General features: G+C 65.4%; 15 protein-coding genes. 4 read left to right on the forward strand and 11 right to left on the reverse strand.

All coding sequences use genetic code 11. From position 1 onward, the window contains the following. Positions 1-11: 11 nt before the first annotated feature. Both galB and XaplCFBP3123_RS20455 read left to right on the forward strand, forming a co-directional pair. Positions 12-2774, forward strand: coding sequence for a beta-galactosidase GalB (gene galB / locus XaplCFBP3123_RS20450; protein WP_253254273.1), 2763 nt, complete (start codon positions 12-14; stop codon positions 2772-2774). A 237-nt stretch (positions 2775-3011) separates the two neighbouring features. Further along, positions 3012-4190 (forward strand): endo-1,4-beta-xylanase, encoded by a 1179-nt coding sequence (locus XaplCFBP3123_RS20455; RefSeq protein ID WP_104535688.1) that lies wholly within the window; start codon positions 3012-3014, stop codon positions 4188-4190. A gap of 100 nt (positions 4191-4290) precedes the next feature. Here XaplCFBP3123_RS20455 and XaplCFBP3123_RS20460 read toward each other — a convergent pair whose 3' ends face one another. After that, positions 4291-5622 (reverse strand): XVIPCD domain-containing protein, encoded by a 1332-nt coding sequence (locus tag XaplCFBP3123_RS20460; RefSeq protein WP_104535689.1) that lies wholly within the window; start codon positions 5620-5622, stop codon positions 4291-4293. 12 nt (positions 5623-5634) lie between these two features. Then, a complete protein-coding gene (locus XaplCFBP3123_RS20465; protein ID WP_253254270.1) occupies positions 5635-6108 on the reverse strand; it encodes a hypothetical protein in 474 nt (157 codons plus the stop codon). Positions 6109-6483: 375 nt separating this feature from the next. Here XaplCFBP3123_RS20465 and XaplCFBP3123_RS20470 point away from each other — a divergent pair, with 375 nt between their 5' ends. After that, positions 6484-7533 (forward strand): SMP-30/gluconolactonase/LRE family protein, encoded by a 1050-nt coding sequence (locus XaplCFBP3123_RS20470; protein WP_104535691.1) that lies wholly within the window; start codon positions 6484-6486, stop codon positions 7531-7533. A 204-nt stretch (positions 7534-7737) separates the two neighbouring features. Here the strand turns inward: XaplCFBP3123_RS20470 and XaplCFBP3123_RS20475 are convergent, their stop codons facing one another. The 6 genes from XaplCFBP3123_RS20475 to XaplCFBP3123_RS20500 form a co-directional block, all read right to left on the reverse strand. Next, positions 7738-8634 (reverse strand): DUF3800 domain-containing protein, encoded by an 897-nt coding sequence (locus XaplCFBP3123_RS20475; protein ID WP_253254271.1) that lies wholly within the window; start codon positions 8632-8634, stop codon positions 7738-7740. Positions 8635-8741: 107 nt separating this feature from the next. Further along, a complete protein-coding gene (locus XaplCFBP3123_RS20480) occupies positions 8742-9785 on the reverse strand; it encodes a Kelch repeat-containing protein (protein ID WP_104535693.1) in 1044 nt (347 codons plus the stop codon). Positions 9786-10048: 263 nt separating this feature from the next. Continuing rightward, positions 10049-11671 carry an L-lactate permease gene (locus XaplCFBP3123_RS20485; protein WP_104535694.1) on the reverse strand — a complete coding sequence of 541 codons (1623 nt, stop codon included), beginning with the start codon at positions 11669-11671 and terminating at the stop codon, positions 10049-10051. 38 nt (positions 11672-11709) lie between these two features. Then, positions 11710-12714: a 2-hydroxyacid dehydrogenase gene (locus tag XaplCFBP3123_RS20490; protein ID WP_104535695.1), complete on the reverse strand. Its 1005-nt coding sequence runs from the start codon at positions 12712-12714 to the stop codon at positions 11710-11712. 232 nt (positions 12715-12946) lie between these two features. Continuing rightward, complete coding sequence (locus XaplCFBP3123_RS20495; protein ID WP_172453418.1) at positions 12947-13105, reverse strand: DUF2256 domain-containing protein; 159 nt, start codon at positions 13103-13105, stop codon at positions 12947-12949. Positions 13106-13433: 328 nt separating this feature from the next. Then, positions 13434-13724, reverse strand: coding sequence for a SymE family type I addiction module toxin (locus tag XaplCFBP3123_RS20500; protein WP_253254272.1), 291 nt, complete (start codon positions 13722-13724; stop codon positions 13434-13436). A gap of 473 nt (positions 13725-14197) precedes the next feature. On the opposite strand from XaplCFBP3123_RS20500, the gene XaplCFBP3123_RS20505 reads away from it, so the two are divergent. Then, the gene (locus XaplCFBP3123_RS20505; protein WP_104535697.1) at positions 14198-14584 is read left to right on the forward strand and encodes a bleomycin resistance protein; all 387 of its coding nucleotides are present in this window, start codon (positions 14198-14200) and stop codon (positions 14582-14584) included. Between the two features lie 160 nt (positions 14585-14744). Here XaplCFBP3123_RS20505 and XaplCFBP3123_RS20510 read toward each other — a convergent pair whose 3' ends face one another. The 3 genes from XaplCFBP3123_RS20510 to XaplCFBP3123_RS20520 all read right to left on the reverse strand — a co-directional run bounded on the left by XaplCFBP3123_RS20510 (position 14745) and on the right by XaplCFBP3123_RS20520 (position 20809). Beyond that, positions 14745-16208 (reverse strand): mannitol dehydrogenase family protein, encoded by a 1464-nt coding sequence (locus tag XaplCFBP3123_RS20510; RefSeq protein WP_104535698.1) that lies wholly within the window; start codon positions 16206-16208, stop codon positions 14745-14747. 228 nt (positions 16209-16436) lie between these two features. Further along, the gene (locus XaplCFBP3123_RS20515) at positions 16437-19136 is read right to left on the reverse strand and encodes a glycoside hydrolase family 3 protein (RefSeq protein ID WP_104535699.1); all 2700 of its coding nucleotides are present in this window, start codon (positions 19134-19136) and stop codon (positions 16437-16439) included. Positions 19137-19138: 2 nt separating this feature from the next. Beyond that, entirely contained in the window at positions 19139-20809 is a 1671-nt protein-coding gene (locus XaplCFBP3123_RS20520; RefSeq protein WP_429001642.1) for a glycoside hydrolase family 43 protein, read from the reverse strand. Between the last annotated feature and the right edge of the window lie 134 nt (positions 20810-20943).

Raw genomic sequence — 20943 nt, forward strand, 5'->3', positions numbered from 1 at the left:
CACGCACAGGCATGGAAGATGCGGTGACGCGACCTCTCCTCAAGCACGGCGCATGCTTGGCACGTATCGCCGCCCTCTTGCTCTGCATCGCATTGCCGGCCCTGGCAACACTACCAACGGCGCCGGCCGAGCAACCACGCGAGCGTGTCTCGCTCAACGCGCAATGGCACTTCCACCGCGGCGATCCCCCGGGCAATCGCGAAACCCTGGACTACGACGTCCGCCCGCACGTGGTACGCAGCGAGGACGGCAAGGTGGCCGATGCGCAACCCGAGCAGGCGCAGCACCGCGATGCTGCCGCAACACGCGTGCTCAAGCCGTGGATCCTGCCTACGGCCAATGCATTGATTGCAGACCCGGCAAAACGCCACGCGCGCCCGCCCGGCCATCCCGGCAGCACCGTGGCCTTCGTGCAAGCGCAGTTCGACGATAGCGGCTGGGAGCGCGTGGATCTACCGCACGATTGGGCCATCGCCGGGCCGTTCCTGGCCGATGGTCCCTATGGCGGCATGGGCCGCTTGCCGAGCTGGGGCGTGGGCTGGTATCGCAAGCACCTGGACATCCCGGCCAGCGATCGCGGACGTTCGCTGTTTCTGGACCTCGATGGCGCGATGGCCTATGCCACGGTCTGGCTCAACGGCAAGCTGGTCGGCGGTTGGCCGTATGGCTACAGCTCCTGGCGCGTGGACCTGACCCCGTATGTGGTGCCCGGTGGACGCAATCAATTAGCGATTCGTCTGGATAATCCGCCGGATTCGGCGCGCTGGTATCCGGGTGGCGGGTTGTATCGCAACGTGTGGCTGACCAGCGCCGCGCCGCTGCATGTCGCGCACTGGGGCACGCAGCTGACCACACCGCAGGTGTCGGCCGACACCGCGCAGGTGCAGCTGGCGATCACACTGGACAATGCTGCGCGCGGTGCGGTGCAGGCGCAGGTCAGCACCGCGATCTATGTGCTCGACGGTGCACGCGGCACGCGTAGCGGCGAGCCGGTCGCGCGCATCGCACCCATGCAGGTTGCGGTCCCCGCAGGTGGGAGCGCACGCGTGCAGGGCAGCACGCAGATCGACCGCCCGCGTCTGTGGGGCCCGCCGCCGACCCAGCGCCCGCACCGCTATGTCGCAGTGACCGAGGTCAGCCACAACGGGCGCGTGGTGGATCGCTACGAAACACCGTTCGGCATTCGCAGCATCGTGTTCGATGCCGACAAGGGCCTGCTGGTCAACGGCGAACATGTGCCGATTCGCGGCGTGAACAATCATCACGATCTCGGCGCGCTGGGGGCGGCGTTCAATGTGCGCGCCGCCGAGCGGCAACTGCAGTTGCTGCAGCAGATGGGTGCCAACGCCATCCGCATGAGCCACAACCCGCCCGCGCCGGAATTACTGGAGCTGACCGACCGCATGGGCCTGCTGGTGGTGGACGAGGTATTCGACAGTTGGCAGATGAAGAAGACCCCGCTGGATTTCCACCTGGTGTTCCCGCAGTGGCACGAGCCGGATCTGCGCGCGATGCTGCGGCGCGACCGCAATCATCCCTCGGTGATGCTGTGGAGCGTTGGCAACGAAGTCGGCGAGCAATACACCGGCGAGCAGGGCGCGGCGATCGCACGTCGCTTGCACGCCATCGTGCATGAGGAAGACCCCTCGCGCCCGGCCACGGTGGCGATGAACTACGCTTCGCCCGAGATGCCGCTACCCGCTGCGCTGGATGTCATCAGCCTCAACTACCAGGGCGAAGGCATCCGCGACGCACCGGAATTCGCAGGTACCGAGCGCATCCGCAAGCAACCGCAGTATCCCGCGTTCCATGGCAGGTTCCCGCACAAGGCCATCCTCAGCAGCGAGACCGCCTCGGCGTTGAGCAGTCGCGGCGTGTATCTGTTTCCGGTGACGCCGGACACCAGCGCGCCGGTGCGCGATGGGCGCGGCGGCGATTCGGTCGCGCACCAGGTCAGCGCCTACGAACTGCACGCGGTGGACTTCGGCTCCAGCGCCGACAAGGTGTTCGCGGCCCAGGACCGGCATCGGTATGTTGCCGGCGAATTCGTCTGGACCGGTTTCGATTATCTGGGCGAGCCCACGCCGTACTACAGTTCGCGCAGTTCCTATTCCGGCATCTTCGATCTGGCCGGTTTTCCCAAGGATCGCTACTGGCTGTATCAATCGCGTTGGCGCCCCGACGTGCCGATGGCGCATCTGCTGCCACACTGGACCTGGCCGGGCCGCGAGGGCCAGGTCCGGCCGGTGCATGTGTTCACCTCCGGCGATGAGGCCGAGCTGTTCGTCAATGGCGTCTCGCAGGGACGCAGGCGCAAGGGCCCGCTGCAGTACCGGCTGCGTTGGGATGCGGTGGTCTACCAGCCCGGCGAGCTGCGCGTGCAGGCGTACAGGCAGGGCAAACCCTGGGCCGACGACCGCGTACAAACCGCCGGCAGCGCCGCGCGCATGCAGGTGACGCCCGACCGCAGCAGCATCCGTGGCGACGGCCAGGATCTGGGCTTTATCACCGTGCGCCTGCTCGATCGCGCCGGCCGCCCTGCGCCGACTGCCGGCGACAGCCTGCGTTTCCGCATCGAAGGCCCGGGCGAGCTGGTCGCCACCGACAACGGCGATCCCACCAACCTGGAATCGTTCGCTTCGCCGCAACGCAACGCCTTCAACGGGCTGTGCCTGGCGATCGTGCGTGCCAAGGCCGGCGTGCGTGGCACGATCACTGTCCATGTCGAATCCGACAGCTTGCAGGCGGGCAGTGCGCAGGTGGTGGTGGAGTGACGGGTCTGCTGCCTGGCGATGGCGTGGCGCGTGCATGTGAGGTGTCGCGTGCGGATGGCGATGAGGTGCTTGCACGCAACAGACGCGATCGACGCAAACGCGCTCCCGATATCGCTAGCGCGGCTGCTGGATTCAAACGCAGTTGGCAACGTAGGTTGCGACCTCCCACCGGCGCGCGTTGCCAGTCACGGTCACACGCGAAGAGAACGCAAGACGCATCTGATCAGGAAGCCTGTCATGCATGAGAACCGCACGCGCGCATCAACATGCCTGAGCATTGCGTTCGCTGTCATCAGCACCATTACCGCACTGCCAGCCTTCGCTGCCTGCGACACCCGCAGCACCTCGCTCCAGCGCGCCTACGCCGGCGGCTTTTTGATCGGCACCGCCGTCAATGCCGACATCGTCTCCGGCAAGGATGCCGCCTCTGCCGCGCTCGTGGCCTGCCACTTCAACGCCGTCACCGCCGAGAACGTGATGAAGGCCGACGTGGTCGCCCCGCGCCCGGGCGTGTTCGACTTCAGCGCTGCCGATGCCTTCGTCGCCTACGGCCGCAGCCACGACATGTTCGTGATCGGCCATACGCTGGTCTGGCACAACCAGACGCCGGACTGGTTCTTCGTCGATGCGCAGGGCAAGCCCAACAGCGCCGATGCGCAGCTGGAACGCATGCGCGCGCACATCGAGCGCGTGGCAGGGCGCTATGTCGGCAAGGTGCAGGCCTGGGACGTGGTCAACGAGATCATCGACGAGGACGGCAGTTATCGCTCCACCAACTGGGTGCAGCGCGTGGGCGATGGCGACACCGTGGTGCGCAATGCCTTCCGCTTCGCGCAGCGGTATGCGCCCGATGCGCAGCTGTACTACAACGACTTCAATGCCTGGCGCCCGGCCAAGCGCGACGGCATCGTGCGCATGGTCAGGATGCTGCAGCACGCCGGCATCCGCATCGATGGCGTCGGCATGCAGGGACACTGGGGGCTCAACTATCCCAGCCTGCGCGACATCGAAAACGCCATCGATGCCTACGCCGCGCTCGGCATCAAGGTCATGATCACCGAGCTGGACATCGACGTGTTGCCGCTCACCAGGGAAGGCCAGGTCATCGGTACCGGGCTTGCGCACACGCAGTTCCAGCTGCCGGAATTCAAACGCTTTCTCGACCCGTATCGCGAGGGCCTGCCACCGCAGGTGCAGGCGCAGCTGCGCGATCGCTACGCCGAATTGTTCGCGCTGTTCTGGCGCAAGCGCGACAAGCTCGCCCGCGTCAGTGTCTGGGGCGTCACCGACGGCATGTCATGGAAGAACGACTACCCCGTGCCGGGCCGTACCAACTATCCGCTGCTGTTCGATCGCAATTACCAGCCCAAACCGGCGCTGGATGCGGTGCTGGCTTTGCCGGCGCAAGCGCACTAGCGCACCCTATGGGCGCAGTAGCCGTACGTCATCCGTCGGCTACTGCCACGGCACTGGATTTCTGAGGTGACCGTCGCGCAGGCGCAACGCCGGCATCGGCTCAGCGCGTCAGCACCGGCGCAGCGGTGGCCTGGGTCTGCGCTTGCGTGTCCTGCTCTTGCACCATGCGTTGGGCCTGCGCCTGCTGCACGGGCTGCTGCTGCAGCTGCTGGTAGGTTTCCTGGGCAGGCCGCGCGATCGCTTCGCTGGTCGGCATTTGCGCGCGATTGGCATAGGGATCGGGTGAGGCAGTGTTGCCGTCGCGATACACGAACGCCAACTCGCCGCCCTGGCGCGTCGCCGTGGGTCGGTTGAATCCCACCGACAGCTGGTCGTGCTCGCCGAAGCCGCTTTGCTTGGCCAGTAGCGTCAGGCTGGCTGTCATGCGTTCGCTGTTGTCGTCCCAGCCCTTGCCTAGCGCCTGCTCAGCCTGGGCCACGCCGCTGCGCACCTTGTCGTGCAAGGCCCGGTCCGCGCCAGTCGGCTCGGCTGCAGGCGCGCCGGTAGGCGGCGCCGGCGGTGTCATGCCGGTATCGCGAAACCCGTTCGGTATCCACTCTGGCGGGACCTTGTCCTGATCGATGCCCAGCGCCTTCAGATCGGCGCGCACTTCCGGCTGTACACGCTTGGGATCGTGCAGTTGCGCGGCCTCCTCTGTCTCGGCGACCATGAGCAGACCGCGTGCGCCGTAGTGCTGCGGATAACCGCGTGTGTCGTAGAACAGCTTGCCCATCGCCTCCACGTTCTTCGGCGCGTTCGCATCGATCTTCAGGTCGTTGCCGAAGCTCAGCCCATCCTTGGCCTTGTAAGTCGCCTTGGCGCCCTCGCCGTTCTTGTCGATATAGTTGGCCATCTCCGTACTGGCGTTGTACAGATCCTTCAGCGTCGCCTCGGGATGACGGTGCTTAACGTAATCGGCCAGCGTGTTGACGCCAGCGATCTCGTCTTTGGACTCGCGCGTGCGCTCCTCGGCGCCGTGCGCCTTCAATGCCGCGGTGTAATCGTGTGGCGAAGGCGACTTGGCGATTTCGTCGATCTTGTCCTTGAAGGCAGCGTGGGATTGATCGATCGCTGCCTTGTTGATCGCATGGCCGATCTCGTGGCCGAGGATGATCCTCGCGGTATTGGCCGAATCGTCGCGCGGAGTATCCATATTGGCGGTGCGCAGCACGTCCATCGGCAGCAGGATCTCGCCGGTGCCCGGCCGGTACGCACCGGCCCCATTGTCCGGATGCGGCCCGAAACCGGACAGCTGCTTCTGCTCGATCGCCTGCTCCACCCGTGCCTTGAGGTCGGGCGTGTTGTCCAACATCTGCCGCAGCGCCTGACCCTCCTTGGCATGGGTCGCTTCGAACGCAGCCACCATTTTTTCCAGGTCGTCATCGTTCGCCATCACACCCTCTCCTTATGCGGTGGCAAGGATTTGCAACGCAGAAATGCAAGCCTGCATGTCGTCCTGCGCAGTCTCCTTGCCGACGAACGCGTAAACCACCACAGGGCCACGCTCGAAGTGCCAGCGGCCGGGGCTGCCCAGGCGCGGTGGCGCGATCCACTGCGCGACGAAACCGGCCTCGACCAACGCCTGCCGGTACGGACCGATCGGTTGCGTGCAGCGCGCCGGCGCAGCCGCATCCGGCGCGAACGCGAAATCCAAACGCGACGGCGGCTGCCCATCGGTGTCGGCCACCGACTCCAACGCGTAGCGGCCGCCGTCGGCCAGACGACCGAACGCGCTGAATTGCTGCGCGTTGTCGCCCGCGTCCACCTGCAAGCCCGCATGCGCGGCGATCTGCTTCGGGGTCAGATCCTGCTTGCCGCGGATTGCCAGGATCAGCCGCACTACGCCTTGTGCCAGTTGCTCTGGCGTCATCTCCGACATGGCCCGCTCCTTTGTAGTGGGAATCGATGAGGGTTGGGAGTGTGCACCGGCGCACGCGGCCAACAGCGTGGTCGCCAGCAGCACGGCGCCGCGCTGCAAGAGCCGGCGGCCAACACGCGGTGGTGCGTTGCAAATGCCGCTGGGGGAAACAGGGTCCATGATGTGCCTCTCCTTTGAACGTTTGTCGTGCGTGTCCGCAGCCAGGCATGTTGACGGTGATCTTCGCCATCGCGTCGGCGTGGCGCAGCCCGTGTCCGATCTGCGCAGGCAACGCCACTGCCGCAACGAGCATACCTAACTGTCCAAACGCCCCCAAGTGAAGAGGGCGCGCCGGCCGGGTGTCATCATCTGCCCACCTTACCGAGGAACCTTCCGATGCGCTTGCCGCCCTATCTGCTGCTGGCCGTTCCGTTGCTGGCAATCCTCGCCGCCTGCACCAGGAAGGAGGTGCCGCCACCGCGCTTTGCTGCGATCGGGCATCTGCAGAGCTTCGATCGCGGCTTCAGCGACGTGGTCGCCAGCGATGCGCGCATCGAAAAGCTCAGCGAAGGCTTCACCTGGTCCGAAGGCCCGGCCTGGGTGCGTAACGGTGGCTATCTGCTGTTCACCGATGTACCGGAAAACAAGCTCTATCGCTGGTCCGAAGACACCGGGTTATCGGTCCTGCTGTCGCCCTCCGGCTACAGCGGCCCGGAGCAGGCCACATTGCGCGAAGCCGGCGCCAATGGGCTGTATGCCGAACCGGGCGGCACCGTGTTGCTGGCCGATTCCGGCACGCGCATCGTCGCCAGGCTCGACCCGGTCACGCGCAAGAAGACGCCGCTGGCGACGCAGTTCGAAGGCCACCGTTTCAACAGCCCCAACGATCTGGTCCGCCGCAGCGATGGCGTGGTGTTCTTCACCGACCCGCCGTACGGCTTGAAGGGCATGAACGACTCGCCGGTCAAGGAACTGCGCTTCAACGGTGTCTACCGCCTGGACACCGACGGTAGTGTGCACCTGCTGGACGACAGCCTCAGCCTTCCCAACGGCATCGCCCTGTCGCCCGATGCGCGCACCTTGTACGTAGCCAACTCCGATCCGCAGCGCCCGATCTGGATGGCCTACACGCTCGACGCAGCCGGTGCGGTGATCGGCAAGCGCGTGTTCGCCGACGCCTCCGATTTGGTGGCCAAGGATTCGCCCGGCCTGCCCGACGGCATGGCGGTCTCCGCCGACGGTCACCTGTTCGCCACCGGCCCCGGCGGCGTCATCGTGTTCGCCCCCGACGGCCGCAGGCTGGGCCGCATCGAAACCGGCGAAGCCATTTCCAACTGCGCCTTCGGCAACGACGGCCATACGCTGTACATGACTTCGCACGCGATGCTGGCGCGGGTGCGGGTCAAGGCGCTTGGGCTGCAGTTTGCGCAATCGCCGCTTCAGTAGGAGCGGCCCTGGTCGCGATGGAGCTTTACCCATCGCCCTGTATTGCAAGCCGTTCTTCTTTCAGCAGTCACAACAGCTTATGGATGCGATGTCCTGACTGACCCGGTTTCGTAGCAGGCGACCTTGAATTCTTCGGTCCAGAACTCTAGACTCGCATCCTAAGTGGACTGGGGGTTCCCGGTCGGCGTCATAGCCTCGGTGAGATCACCGGGGCTTTTCGCTTTCTGGCGGCGGGAAAATTTTCAGGCCCCAGCCTTCATAGTCGACACCCAATTGACGCCGGCCTTGCTTGCAGAAGAATTTTCGCTGCAGCACGTCGAATGCACGATTGGGATGATCCGGGCGAAGTACCGATAGCCCGATGGGCCGCGCAACGAGGTCAGCCAGTTGCAAGCCAGATGAGTTGGCTTTTTTGTCCGCAAAGACGATGGTGAAGGGGAGTTGCCGCCCCCAGCGGTTTGCGTCGTCGCAGATCCGCCTGAACTCCAGTTCCAGATCGCGGTCTTCCTTCTTGCCACGGCACTCAACCACCACGTGCGTTGCAACGTCGTCCTGCTTCTTTTCCTGCATCAGTTCGAAAAGTGTTTCCAGGCAGAATGCGAGCGCCAGGTGGTAGGGATTGTCTGCGGTCTGTGCCTTTTCCTTCAGCCGTGTCTTGTCGATGACACAGCTGATCAGGATGAAGTTGTGCGACTCGATGATTCCCGTCAACTCGTCCAGAAAAATCGTCTTTTCCAACCGATCACTGAAGCGGAAATGTCCCTTCTCCTTGCGGATGTCATGCTCGTGAAGAATCACCACGTCATGCCCGAAATGCCTGAACTTGAATGACTCAATGGCGGGAACCACGCGTTGCGCGTAGTGGCCTTTGTGGAAGACACACAAGGCCAGCACAAACACCGGATAGTTGGGATCTACCGACTCCAGGCCGTGGTCGCCGCTTTCATCGACATAGACGATGTAATTGCTGTAACGCGGGTCGGCAGCCGCCAGCAGTGGCGATGTTGCCGGCTCGCCTTCCGCCTGTACCAGTGGCAGCGAAAATTGCCCGGCAACGCCAGGCATTGTTGATGGCGTGCTATCTGATCCACGCTTCGGCATGACCACTCCCTGGCGTTGCAGATTGAAGAACGATGAAGCAGATTAGATCCTTATCTTCAGACCCACAATCTTCAACCAGATCTCTCGCAGCATGCCGTACGCAAGAGTCAGCGTGGCTTAGGTGTGTTGCCTTCATGCAGTAGCAACACATCATCCAGCTCCGGCCCGCCGCCACGGTTGCCGCTGCCCGCAACGATGTACAGATCGTCGCCGACCGCTGCGGCCTGGGTGCCGTGGCGCCCTTGCGGCAGTGCTGCCAGCGTCGTCCACGTGGATCCGGCCGGGTCGTAGGCTTCGACGTCGTCGTGCGCCTTGACCTGCCGCATGCTCTCGCCGCCGATGACCAGCAGCTGGCCATTGCGTGCGATGGCCGCAGTGCCTGCGCGCTGCGTCGGCAGCACGGACGGTGCTACCGACCAGGTAACGCGCTGGATGTCATATACATCGACTTCGGGGATCGTTTGCGCCAGGGTATTGCCGCTTTCGTGCTCCGATCGGCGGCCACCGGCGGCATAGAGTTTTCCGTCGAGCACCGCCGCATGGAAATGATCGCGGGCACGCGGCGCGTCGGCCAGCTGCGTCCATTGCTGCGTTCTGGTATCGAACGCATCCAGCCACGGCACATAACCGCTCATATGGCCGCGGGTGTTGCCGCCGACCAGGTACAGCACGCCGTCGTGTTCCACCGCGCCTGCCGCGCCGCGGCGACGGCTTTTGGGAATCTCCGCACCCACCTGCCAGCGATCGGTGGCAGGGTCGTAGATCAACAGGTGGCTCAGCGCTGCTTCTTCCGGATAGTCGCCGGTCAGGCCGCCGATGACGTAGATCTTTCCCGACGCCACCACTGCCTGCGCGTGGCTGACCGCCAGCGGTGGCGCGCTGCCCTTGGACCAGCGGCGCGTAACAGTGTCGAAGATGTCCAGCGGGCGGTCGTCGCGCCCTCCGATCAGATAGAGACGGTCGCCGATCGCCACCAGGCTGTTCTCGTGCCGTGCATGCGGCTTACCTTCGCCAGCAATGGTCTTCCATTGCAATGCGTGCTGCGCTTCCGGCGAAGCAGGCGCCTGGGCTGCCGTCCCGGCGAACGCGGGTGAGCAGACGGAGAGGGCCACTAGAAAAGCCGCACGTAATGCGTTTGCTGACAGTGTCATGGACGGCTGCTACCTAAGCGCAGGGGACTTGAGTGTAGCGACATCGCCGCGACGCGGCGTGCAAGGAAATGCCGAATTTAAAGCGCGGGAAGCAGAGCGCATCCCAAAGCAGACTGAACCGATGTTCCCGCTTGGTTGCGCGGTCACGGCATCAGCAGAAAGAACACCGCACCCGGTTCAACCAACGCATGTTGCGATCCGCAGAAGAGCAGGCCGGTACAAGCAACAACGCGTTACGCCCGGCAACACGCATCAATGAAAGATCATTGCAACACCATCGATAACAGCCACGTGCAAAGACAGACATACGCCAGCAATCCAAGGCTTGCGGCCAGGGTGGTCCGCATGATCGCCGACTCCTGCCCGACCAGCTTGACCGCAGCCGCGGCAATGGCGATCGATTGCGGCGAGACCAGTTTCGCCATCACGCCGCCGGCGGTATTGGCGGCCACCAGCAATGGCGCCGAGACGCCGATCTGTGCCGCCGTCACCGCCTGCAGGTGCGCAAACAGCGTATTGCTGTTGACCACCGAGCCGGTGATGAACACACCCATCCAGCCGATGACCGGCGACAGCAGCGGAAACACGCCTCCGGCCTGTGCCAGGGCCAGCCCGATGGACGAGGACGCGCCGGAATAATTGGTGACATAGGCCACCGCCATCACCAGCGACACGGTGGCCAGCGGCTTCCACATCTCTTTTGTCGACTGGACCAATTCGCCCGTTGCCGAGCGCAGGTTCAAGCGCGGCGACAGCAGTACCGTCAGCACTGCGGCGATCAGAATCGCCGTGCCCGAGGCGTTGAGCCAACCGACATGCCACACCGCAGGCAGCGTGCGCACGCTGGCGACCAGTGGCGGCACTTCCTGCACGCGTTGATCGAGCAGGCCGATGGGCAGATGCAGCACCGTGGCGGCAAGCGCGCCGTCTGCGGCAAACAGCGCCTTGAATGCAGGCAGGCTCCATACCAGGATCGCGCCGGTCAAAATGTAGAACGGCGACCATGCCAGCAGCACCTGCTTGAGCGTCCAGCGCTGGGTGGCGCACGGCGGCGCCTGCGCCTCGCGGTAGATGCGCTTGGGGCGCCAGAACCGCATGAACAGTGCCAGCCCGCCCATGCCGGCCAGCGGGCCGAGAATGTCCACCAGTTCCGGACCCAGCAGAGACAAGGTCAGCGTTTGCACGCCACTGAATACCACGCCGACAAACAGCAGCACCGGCCAGGTCTCGCGCAGGCCTCGCCAGCCATCGAGCAACGCCACCAGCCCCGCCGGCACCAACAGCGCGCAGACCTGCACCAGCGCCATCAGCATCAGCGACATCTCGTCCAGGCGCACGCCACCTTGCTGCGCGCCGACCAGCACCGGGATGCCGATCGCTCCGTAGGCGCCCGCCGCGCCGTTGGCGAGCAGGCACAGCATCGCCGCCTTGAGCGGACGGAAGCCTAGCTCCACCAGCAGCGCCGCGCAGATGGCGATCGGCACGCCGAACCCCGCAGCGCCTTCCAGAAATCCGCCGAAGCAGAACGCGATCAGCAGCACCTGGATGCGCTGGTCTTCGGACACCGTGGCGATGCTGCCGCGGATCACCTCGAACTTGCCGCTGCGGATCGCCAGCTTGTACAGCCACACCGCCATCAGCACGATAAAGCCGATCGGGAAGATGCCGTTGACGATGCCCAACAGCGCGGCGCCCACGATGTTGGCCATCGGCATGCCGAACACCAGCGACGACACCGCTACCGAGACCAGCACCGCCAGCGACGCGGCGGTCAGCCCCTTGAGCCGCAGCACCGTCAGCGCCAGCAAAAAGAACAGCACCGGCAAGGCGGCCAGCAAGGCCGAAAGATTGGCGTTACCGAGCGGGTCGTAGAGTTGTTGCCACATGGTCGGGCCTGCGCGGGTGGTGAACGGAAAAGGTGACGCTAAGGTGTCGGGACACGATTCGCGCACGGCGAGCCCGCAGCGAAATCGGCGAGGTTGCGCAGGGTGATGTCGGAGATCTCCTGCAGCGCCTCGGCAGTAAAGAATCCTTGATGGCCGGTCACCAGCACATTGGGGAAGGTCGTCAGACGCTGAAACGCCTCATCGTCGATGATCTCGCCCGAGCGGTCCTGAAAGAACAAGGCGCTTTCCTGCTCGTAGACATCGATGGCCAGATGGCCGAGCTGGCGGGACTTGAGCGCGCGGATCACCGCATCGGTCTCCACCAACCCACCGCGTGAGGTGTTGACCAGCATCGCCCCCGGCTTCATCGACGCCAGCGCCGCATCGTCGATCAGGTGCTGCGTCGCCGGTGTCAGCGGGCAGTGCAGCGAGACGATGTCCGCGCGTGCGAGCAGCGTCTCCAGTTCCACCCGCTGCCCGAGCGCATCGAACCCAGGCGTGGGAAAAGGATCGAAGCCCAGCACGCTGCAGCCCATCCCCTGAAAAATACGCGCAGCCGCCAGCCCGATCTTGCCCAGCCCGATCAGGCCCACCGTCTTGCCGTGCAAGGTGCGGCCGAGCAGGCCATTGAGCATGAAGTTGCCCTCGCGCACGCGGTTGTAGGCGCGGTGCGTCTGGCGGTTGAGCGTCATGACCAGCGCCAGGGTGTGCTCGGCCACCGCTTCGGGCGAGTAGGCCGGCACGCGTGCCACGAACAGGCCAAGCGCCTTGGCTGCGGCGAGATCCACGTTGTTGAAGCCGGCGCAGCGCAACAGCACCGCGCGCACACCGGCCGTGTGTAGCGCCTGCAGCACGGGCGCATCGAGCTGATCGTTGACGAAGACGCAGACCACCTCGCACCCCTGCGCCAACGCTGCGGTCTGCAGATCGAGCGATGCCTCGAAGTAAACGAACTCGACGGTACATTCCACGCCCGGGCGCAGTTTCGCTTCGTCGAGAAAGCGCTTGTCGTAAGGGCGCGTGCTGAAGACAGCCATTTTCATGCAGAGAACTCCATCGATGCGCGAATACGGTAGCTTACCCACCCCTGCGTTTTCCACCGCGTTTGGCCAATCGTCGCGACCACGACCAGCTTCAGTGGCTATCCGGAAATCAAGCCGGTATCGAGGTCCGCTGCTGCACGTCGCACATCAACACGACGCGAGTGCGCCTGTGTGCAACGGTTTGGCGGTGGGACCGCACGTGTTGTGATCGGCAATCAACCCGCTGCGCAGGTCACCGAGCCGGACGCGTCCGCTTGCTCTCGCCACGGCAACGCTCGGAGCAGTACTTCACCTCGTCCCACACGCGCTCCCATTTCTTGCGCCAACGAAACGGCCGCCCGCACTGCATGCAGGGTTTCTCCGGCAATTCGCGTTTCTTGCGCATGGCCATGCGTGGCTTGAACCGGATGGAATGTGGATGGAGACGGAGGTGAGCACCAGCATGTCACGTCGAGCGATGCTACGCGGTGCAGGCAATGGGCTCTCTGTCTTTTCGACAGCCCATACGCAACGCGGCCTTGCTTCGCTTCGCTGCTCTGCACCGGAACAGACAACTTTTCTCTCAGGTGCACACCACATAGGCAGCCTTCCTTCTCCAACGCAAACAGGACTAGGCAGTCTCCCTTCTCCAATCCGGACAAGAGCCAAAAGCATTCCTTCTCCCGTGCACGGGAGAAGCTGCCGCAAAGCGCCGCATCAGGGCGCTCGCCCCAGGCATGTCACTTTCGGCGTGGTTTCACCGCAGCCAGCGCGGGTGCCACGCGGCTGATCAACAGCACGCCGCGTCCCACCGTGACCTGCAACGCATCGCCCACCGCGAAACCGCAGTGTTCCAGCCAGCGCCCGGATAGCCGCAGCTTGGGCACCGCGCAGCCGACCACATCCTCGGCCCGTCGTACGTCGTAGTGCTGGTAGCTCATGGTGACCCGCTCGGGAATACGGAAGCCGGGCTTGCGCAAGGGCGGGGTGGGTGCTGGCGATGGATCTGCCGCCGACTCCGTGTCGGTCACGGTGGAGACCGAACTCCGCTTTGATCTGGTACATGCAACAACAGAGCGCTTGGATGGCGATGCAGAGCGGGCATGGGCAGTCGCTTTGGGGCGGGTCATATCGAACTCCTTGTGTGATTGGAAGTCCGCCACCTCGCTGCTAAACAAGGGTGGCGAACGATGCGCGGTTAGCAGACCGGTCACAAGGAACCGGCAGACCTTGCGGTCTCCGCGCACCGCCCGCCGTAAAGCGAGCACGCCTGCCCACGCGACACGTCGGGCAAAAGAAAAGCGCCGACATCGTGCAATGGGCGCTGGTGCGCCTTGTGATTACAGGCTGCTAAACCCGACTGCGGAATGTGCCGCAGCACAGGGATCTTGCTACTCGCCAACACAGCGAGTCAAGACAGGATGGCACGGCGCCTAACCGATCTGTCGGATGTGGCGTATCGTTGCGCCCAAAGACGACTTCGTTCTCCCACTACGAGAAAGCGATGACTTCCACTGCCGAAACGCCAGACCGTACGATTCCACTGCTCCCAGGCCGCTCGATCGAACGCACGGTTGCCTTCTACCGGCGGCTTGGCTTTGTCGGCGATGCGCATCCGCACGATGCGGGCTACGCGATCATGACGCGTGGCGAGGTGGAGCTGCATTTCTTCGCGCACCCGGACCTGGATCCTGCTGCCTGCTATGCGGGGTGCTACATCCGGGTTGGCGATGTCGATGCGGTCTACGCCGCCATGCATGCGGCGGAGCTTCCGCTGCACGGCATCCCCCGGCTCGATCCTGTCGGCGACAAGCCCTGGGGAATGCGGGAATTTGCACTTGTCGATGAGAACGGCAACTTGATCAGGATTGGGCAGGTGATCGGTAAATAGGCGTCCAGTCGCCTGCTGCATCTGCGTACCTGCATCACCGGAACAGGCCATCGATCAGGTGGCTCGGTGGGCGTTGTTCTGCACGCCGCCCGCCATTGCACGCTGCAGACACCGGACCTTGTCGGCATGCGGCGGCAACAGGTGATGCGTTTGCCACGCATCATCTCGAATCGAATGTCCGCTGTATCTGTGCCGGCGTCGCATTGCCCAGCGCAGCGTAGGCAGCTTGCAACGCCTCCACAAAACGCGCCTCGCCAGAGAGCGAAGCGAAGACCGCATCCACGGTGAGGAACGCCGCGATGTCATGGGGGGCATCGCCGGTGGTCGAATGGGCGATGTCGCTGAGCACTTCGCCCAGCGGATCGACCAAGGCCACACCGTTTGCCGCCTGCCTGCGCACGAACTGCAACCAGGCCGCTACCGGAATGCAGAGCCGGTCGATCCGCCGCCCGGCAGCCAGCGCATCGCCGATGACGGCGAGCAGGCGCACCGGGATCTTCTGCGAGCCGTCCCAGGCGATCTGGGCGAGCAGGTGGCGGATGGGGGGGTTGCGGAAGCGGGCCAGGATGGCGTCGATGTACTGCTGCGGGTCGAAGCCCGACATGGGCTGCAGTGTGGGGGCGATGTCCTGGCGCATCAGGGTTGCGACAAAGGCGGCCAATTGCGGGTGGCGCATGGCGTCGGCCACGGTGTCCAGTTCCAGCAGGCTGCCGAGATACGCGAGTGCGGAGTGCGGGCCGTTGAGCAGGCGCAGCTTGGCGCGTGCATAGCCGGCGATGTCGTCGCTGAGGATCACGCCAGCACGCTCGAAGGCGGGGCGGCCGTTGCAGAAGCGGTCTTCGATCACCCACTGGCTGTAGCGCTCGCGCTGGATCGGCCAGGCGTCGTGCAGGCCGGTGTGGGTGTGTACCTGCGTGCGCAGCGCATCGTCAGTGGCGGGGGTGATGCTGTCCACCATCGAGCGTGGGAAGCTGACGTGTCGGTCTATCCAACCCGCAAGCGCGGGATCGTGTTGCTGGGCGAGCCGCAACACCGCGCTGCGCAGCAGGCTGCCGTTGTCGGGCAGGTTGTCGCAGCTGAGCACGGTGAACGCTGCGCTGCCGTGCTGCCTGCGTTGTTGCAGGCCGGCGACGAGATAGCCGATGGCGCTGCGCGGTGTGCCGGGGTGGGCGATGTCGTGCGCGATGTCGGGGTGCGCAAGGTCGAGCGTGTCGCCAGCCAGGCAGTAGCCTTTTTCGGTGATGGTGAGGGTGACCAGCCGCACGGCGGGATCGGCCAGGCGCGCGAGCACGGCGGCCTGTTCGTCAGTGGCGCACAGCATCTCGCGGAGGGCGCCGATGATGCGCAGTTGCGGGTGCCCGTCGAGCAACGCGAGGGTGTAGAAGCCGTCTTGTGGGCGCAGGGCGTCGCGTACCGTTGGGCTGTGCAGGGAGACGGCACAGATGGCCCAGCTGGGATCGTCTGCGAGCAGGTCATCGATGTAGACGGCCTGGTGGGCACGGTGGAAGGCGCCTGCGCCTAGATGGACGATGCCGATGGTGGTGTCGTTGGGGTCGTAGTTGGGAGTGAGGACGGTGGTTGGTAGGTGGGCGAGTGTTGCGATGGAGAGCGTTGGAATTGGCATGGGTTTTGTCTGAAATCGTGGGGGTGCTGCAAGTTCGCTTGGTGGCCGTACCCTCACCCCAACCCCCGCTCCGTGCCCGGCCCACGTCTTGCGACGCGGGCGCTCCAAGGCACGCGCGCCAGTGGCGCGCAAGCGGTGCCTCTTCGCCCCGGCGGGAGAGGGGCATAGGCAATCGCGGCCGGATGGTTTCTTTGCCTACGTCCGCAGGGGCGCGGGCTTTGCAAGGCGTTAGTCGTCGGTGACGGTGAAGCGTTGCCTGGTGCGGATATCGGCGCTGGAGGCGCCGATCTGCACCTCGTAGGCGCCTGGATCTACCGCGTAGGCCTTGCGCTGCTCGTCGTAGATGCGCAGGGCGTCTTGCGCCTTGAGGGTGAAGTGCAGCTGGCGTTGTTCGCCCGGCTGCAGGGTGATGCGCTGGAAGCCGCGTAGCTCCTTGATGGCGCGCTCGCGTTGCGGCTTGAGCGGATGCAGATACAGCTGCACCACTTCATCGCCGGCGCGTTGGCCGGTGTTCTTCAGCATGACCGTGGCCGTGAGTGAGCCATCGGCGGTTACGGTGTTGCGATCCAGCTGCAGATCCGAATAGGCGAACTGTGTGTACGACAGGCCATGACCAAACGGATACAGCGGTTTGCCGGCGAAGTAGCGATAGGTGCGGCCGCGCATCGCGTAGTCGTCGAAGGCGGGCAGGCGCTCGTCTTCCTTGTAGAAGGTGACCGGCAGGCGGCCGCCAGGGCTGGCCTGGCCGAACAGCACATCGCCCACCGCGCTGCCGCCGTGCTGGCCGGGGTACCAGGCCAGCAGGATGGCGGGCACGTGGTGCTGCGCCCAGTCGATGGCCAGTGCCGAGCCGGTGGTCAGCACCATCACCACCGGCGTGCCGGTGGCCTGCAGCGCCTTAAGCAGCTCGCGCTGCGGTTTGGGCAGGCGGGTGTCGGTGCGGTCGCCGCCGGCAAAGCCGGGATAGTTGACGTCCATCTCCTCGCCTTCGACATCGCCGGTGAGGCCGCCGACGAATACCACCACCTCGGCGTTGCGTGCGGCGTCCACCGCCTCCTGCAGCGGCGGCTTGGCGCCGGGCATGCGCCAGGCCAGGCGCACGCCGGCATCGCGGGTGGCCTCGAAGTACTCCACGCGCAGGTCGTAGGCCTTGCCGCCTTCCAGCGCAACGCTGGCATTGCCGCCGCGCATGCGCGGGGCCTGGCTCCATTGATCGATGAGCAATTTGCCATCCAGAGACAGGCGCACGCCATCGTCGGCGGCGATCTGCAGCTCGTAGCTGCCCGATACCGGCGGCAGCAGCTGGCCATGCCAGCGCACGCTGAAGTCGTCCTTGCCGAGCGCACGCTCGGCCTGCAGCTCGCCACGGCCGACCGCATCGTCGGTGGGTGCGTTGCGGTCCCAGCGGAAGGCGATGCGCGGGTCGATGCGGGTCAGCACCGGCTGGCCGGCCAACGCACGTCCACGGAAGTATTCGCCGGTGAGGCCGTTCTGTTTGGCATCTGCGGCCGGGCGCAGGTAGCGCGTGTCGATCGGTGCGGCGGCATTGGGGTCTTCGCGCCCTTCCACCAGGTCGCTGCCGCGCGCGTAGACCACCTGCGCCTGCGGTGCGGCGTCGCGGATGCCCTGCAGGATGGTGACCGGCGCAGACGGCGTGCCGTAGTAGTTGCCCAGCAGCGACATCGGGTCGTCGGCGGTGGGGCCGATCACGGCGATGCGCTTGAGCGTGGGTTTGAGCGGCAGCAGGCCATCGTTCTTCAGCAGTACCAGCGATTCGCGCGCGGTGCGGCGCGCCAGTGCATCGTGCTGCGGCGATTGATTGGCCGAGGGCGGAATCTGCGCCCACGGCACCTTGGCCGGCGGGTCGAACATGCCCAGCCGCATGCGCGTGGTCATCAGCCGCTTGAGCGCGGTGTCGATGCTGGCTTCGTCGATCAGGCCCGCACGCACCGCCGCCGGCAACGCGGCATAGGTGTCGCCACAATCCAGGTCGGTGCCGTGCTTGACGCCGAGTGCGGCGGCGGCCTCGGGCGTGGGCACGATCTTGTGGTTCTGCCAGATATCGCGGATGGCGGCGCAGTCGCTGACGATGTAGCCATCGAACCCCCAGTCGCGGCGCAGGATGTCTTCCAGCCGCGTGCTGGCCGAGGCGGACTCGCCGTTGACGCGGTTGTAGGCGCCCATCACCGCGGCGACCTTGCCTTCCTGCACCAGGGCTTGAAATGCAGGCAGATACGTTTCGTGCAGATCGCGCTCGCTGGGATGCACGTCGAAGTGATGACGGTCCGCCTCCGGCCCGCTGTGCACCGCAAAGTGCTTGGCGGTGGCATCGAGCTTGCGATACGGCCCTTGCTGCGCCTGCAGGCCTTGCACGAAAGTCACGCCCTGGCGCGCGGTCAGGAACGGATCTTCGCCGTAGGTTTCCTGCCCGCGGCCCCAGCGCGGGTCGCGGAAGATGTTGATGTTGGGCGACCAGAAGGTGAGCCCCTGGTAGCGCTTGTGCTCGCCGCGCGCCAGAAACGCGTGGTGCTTGGCGCGCGCCTCGTCGCCGATGGCGGTGGCCACCTCGGCCATCAGCGGGGTGTCGAAGGTGGCCGCCAGGCCGATCGCCTGCGGAAACACGGTGGCGCCGCCGGCACGCGCCACGCCGTGCAGCGCTTCGTTCCACCAATCGTATTCGGGCACCTGCAGGCGCGGGATCGCCGGGGCGGCGTTCTGCATCTGCGCGGCTTTTTCTTCCAGCGTCATGCGCGCCACCAGGTCGGCCGCGCGCGCGTCGAAGGGGCGCTGTGTGTCCAGATACGGCGGTGGTGTTGCAGCCTGCGTGCCGGTGGTGGCCAGCGCCATCGCCATCGCCATCGCCAGCAATAAGCAGCGCGCAGCTGTGCGACGCGGGACGGTGGCGAGGTGGGCGGGGTGCGAATGCATGGTCAGTCCTCCTGGGGGCGGTGCGGTTCCTGCTGGGCAAACGGCCCGATCATGCTGCCGACGAAACCGCCGGCCTGTGCGGTGCTGAGCATGCCCGCATCGTCGTTGCGGCGTAGCGATTGCCAGCCGCGCCCATCGGCATCGAAGGCGAAGCTGTACGCGCCGCCGTCGCCGCTGATCTGCAAGCGCAACTGTGCGGTTGCGGGGATGCGTGTGTGTGCGAGCGTGGTGGTTGTTGCGCCATCGCGCTTATCCAGGAAGACGTCCAGCGCATCGCCGTTGCGTCGTACGCCCAGCGCATACCACGCGTTGGAATTCTGCAAGGCCGCAAGCCCGGCACTGACGCCGGCCTGCGTGGGCACCGCCAACGCGGTGCTCGCGGTGAAGCGTGTGTGCTGCTGGCGCCGCGCGAGGAAGGCCGGTGTGGCGGTGCTGTCCAGGCCGTGTGCACTGGCATGCAGCGTCACCCAACCGGCGCGTGCGTGCAGGTCGGCCACATCATGTTTGGGCACACGCAAGGAAAGCCATTCGCGCTGCAGCGATGTGCCGGCGAAGTCGTCGCGCCAGGTGAAGTTGCCCGACAACGGGGCTTGGTCGGCGGGTGTCTTTCCGCCGCGCGGGCTCTGTGCGTGATACGGAATCGGCTCGCCGGCCGGCAGGATCGACGGCCAGCCATCGCGCCAGTGCACCGGCAGCAGGAAGGTTTCGCGCCCGGTGTTGTAGCGCTCGCCCGCATACGGGCGGCTGGCCAGCAACACCGCCCACCATTGCCCGTCCGGTGTGTCCACCAGATCCACATGCCCGGCATTGCTGATCGGATGCGCGCGCTCGGCCGGCAGGTCGCGCTGGGTCAGGATCGGATTGTGCGGCGAGGCGACATACGGCCCCCACACGTGGCGGCTGCGCAGCACCATCTGCGAATGCTGCGGCCCGGTGCCGCCTTCGGCACACGAGAGGTAATACCAACCGTCGCGTTGATACAGGTGCGGGCCTTCGATCCAGATCGGCTTGCTGGCTAGATCCACGCCGCCGTTGAGCAACACCTTGCGCGGGCCGACCGGTTGATTGCTGGCGAGGTCGAACCGCTGCATCCAGATCGCGCGATGGCCTGCGTACAACGGCGTGCCTTCCGGTGGGCCGTTGTTGAGCAGATACGCGCTGCCGTCGCTGTCGAAGAACAGCGACGGGTCGATACCGTCGATGCCCGGCAACCACGTCAGTGCCGACCACGGGCCTGCCGGATTGCCGGCACTGGCGATGAAGTTGCCACCGCTGTCGACCGAGGTGCCCACGACATAGAAGCGCCCGGCATGATGACGGATGCTGGCAGCGAACATGCCGCGCGACACACCCAGCCCGTCGTAGTCGAGCTGCTCGCGGCGCTCGACCACACTGCCGATCTGCGTCCAGTGCACCAGGTCGGTACTTTCGAACACCGGGATCGCCGGGAAATACGCGAAGGTGGAATTGATCAGGTAGTAGCGCTCGCCCACGCGCGTCACGCTGGGGTCCGGGTAGAAGCCGGCCAGCACCGGGTTGCGGTAGTGGCCGGGCGGCAACGGCGTGGCAAACACCGCATCGTCGCCGCGATACTCGAACCAGTCGAAGGCGACATCGGCCTGCGCTTGCGCCTGCACGGTCGTGGGCACGAGCACTGCGATGACAGCGCCCAATACCACGTGGCGAGCCAGCAGCAGAGCAGTGCAGTCTGCGCGCAGACGCCGCAGGCTCGGCGCCGGCTCCGCATGCCGGACAGGCCCGCTTGGCTGCCGCACAGGCGTTGTATGGGGTTCGCCTTGACGCACCG

Source organism: Xanthomonas arboricola pv. populi, from assembly GCF_002939945.1.
GTDB lineage: Bacteria > Pseudomonadota > Gammaproteobacteria > Xanthomonadales > Xanthomonadaceae > Xanthomonas > Xanthomonas arboricola_A.

What these genes read in the sequence shown, in the direction of transcription:
- galB (WP_253254273.1), top strand. Translation starts at nt 12, where the DNA reads ATGGAAGATGCGGTGACGCGACCTCTCCTCAAGCACGGCGCATGCTTG.
- XaplCFBP3123_RS20455 (WP_104535688.1), top strand. Translation starts at nt 3,012, where the DNA reads ATGCATGAGAACCGCACGCGCGCATCAACATGCCTGAGCATTGCGTTC.
- XaplCFBP3123_RS20460 (WP_104535689.1), bottom strand. Translation starts at nt 5,622, where the DNA reads ATGGCGAACGATGACGACCTGGAAAAAATGGTGGCTGCGTTCGAAGCG.
- XaplCFBP3123_RS20465 (WP_253254270.1), bottom strand. Translation starts at nt 6,108, where the DNA reads ATGTCGGAGATGACGCCAGAGCAACTGGCACAAGGCGTAGTGCGGCTG.
- XaplCFBP3123_RS20470 (WP_104535691.1), top strand. Translation starts at nt 6,484, where the DNA reads ATGCGCTTGCCGCCCTATCTGCTGCTGGCCGTTCCGTTGCTGGCAATC.
- XaplCFBP3123_RS20475 (WP_253254271.1), bottom strand. Translation starts at nt 8,634, where the DNA reads ATGCCGAAGCGTGGATCAGATAGCACGCCATCAACAATGCCTGGCGTT.
- XaplCFBP3123_RS20480 (WP_104535693.1), bottom strand. Translation starts at nt 9,785, where the DNA reads ATGACACTGTCAGCAAACGCATTACGTGCGGCTTTTCTAGTGGCCCTC.
- XaplCFBP3123_RS20485 (WP_104535694.1), bottom strand. Translation starts at nt 11,671, where the DNA reads ATGTGGCAACAACTCTACGACCCGCTCGGTAACGCCAATCTTTCGGCC.
- XaplCFBP3123_RS20490 (WP_104535695.1), bottom strand. Translation starts at nt 12,714, where the DNA reads ATGAAAATGGCTGTCTTCAGCACGCGCCCTTACGACAAGCGCTTTCTC.
- XaplCFBP3123_RS20495 (WP_172453418.1), bottom strand. Translation starts at nt 13,105, where the DNA reads ATGGCCATGCGCAAGAAACGCGAATTGCCGGAGAAACCCTGCATGCAG.
- XaplCFBP3123_RS20505 (WP_104535697.1), top strand. Translation starts at nt 14,198, where the DNA reads ATGACTTCCACTGCCGAAACGCCAGACCGTACGATTCCACTGCTCCCA.
- XaplCFBP3123_RS20510 (WP_104535698.1), bottom strand. Translation starts at nt 16,208, where the DNA reads ATGCCAATTCCAACGCTCTCCATCGCAACACTCGCCCACCTACCAACC.
- XaplCFBP3123_RS20515 (WP_104535699.1), bottom strand. Translation starts at nt 19,136, where the DNA reads ATGCATTCGCACCCCGCCCACCTCGCCACCGTCCCGCGTCGCACAGCT.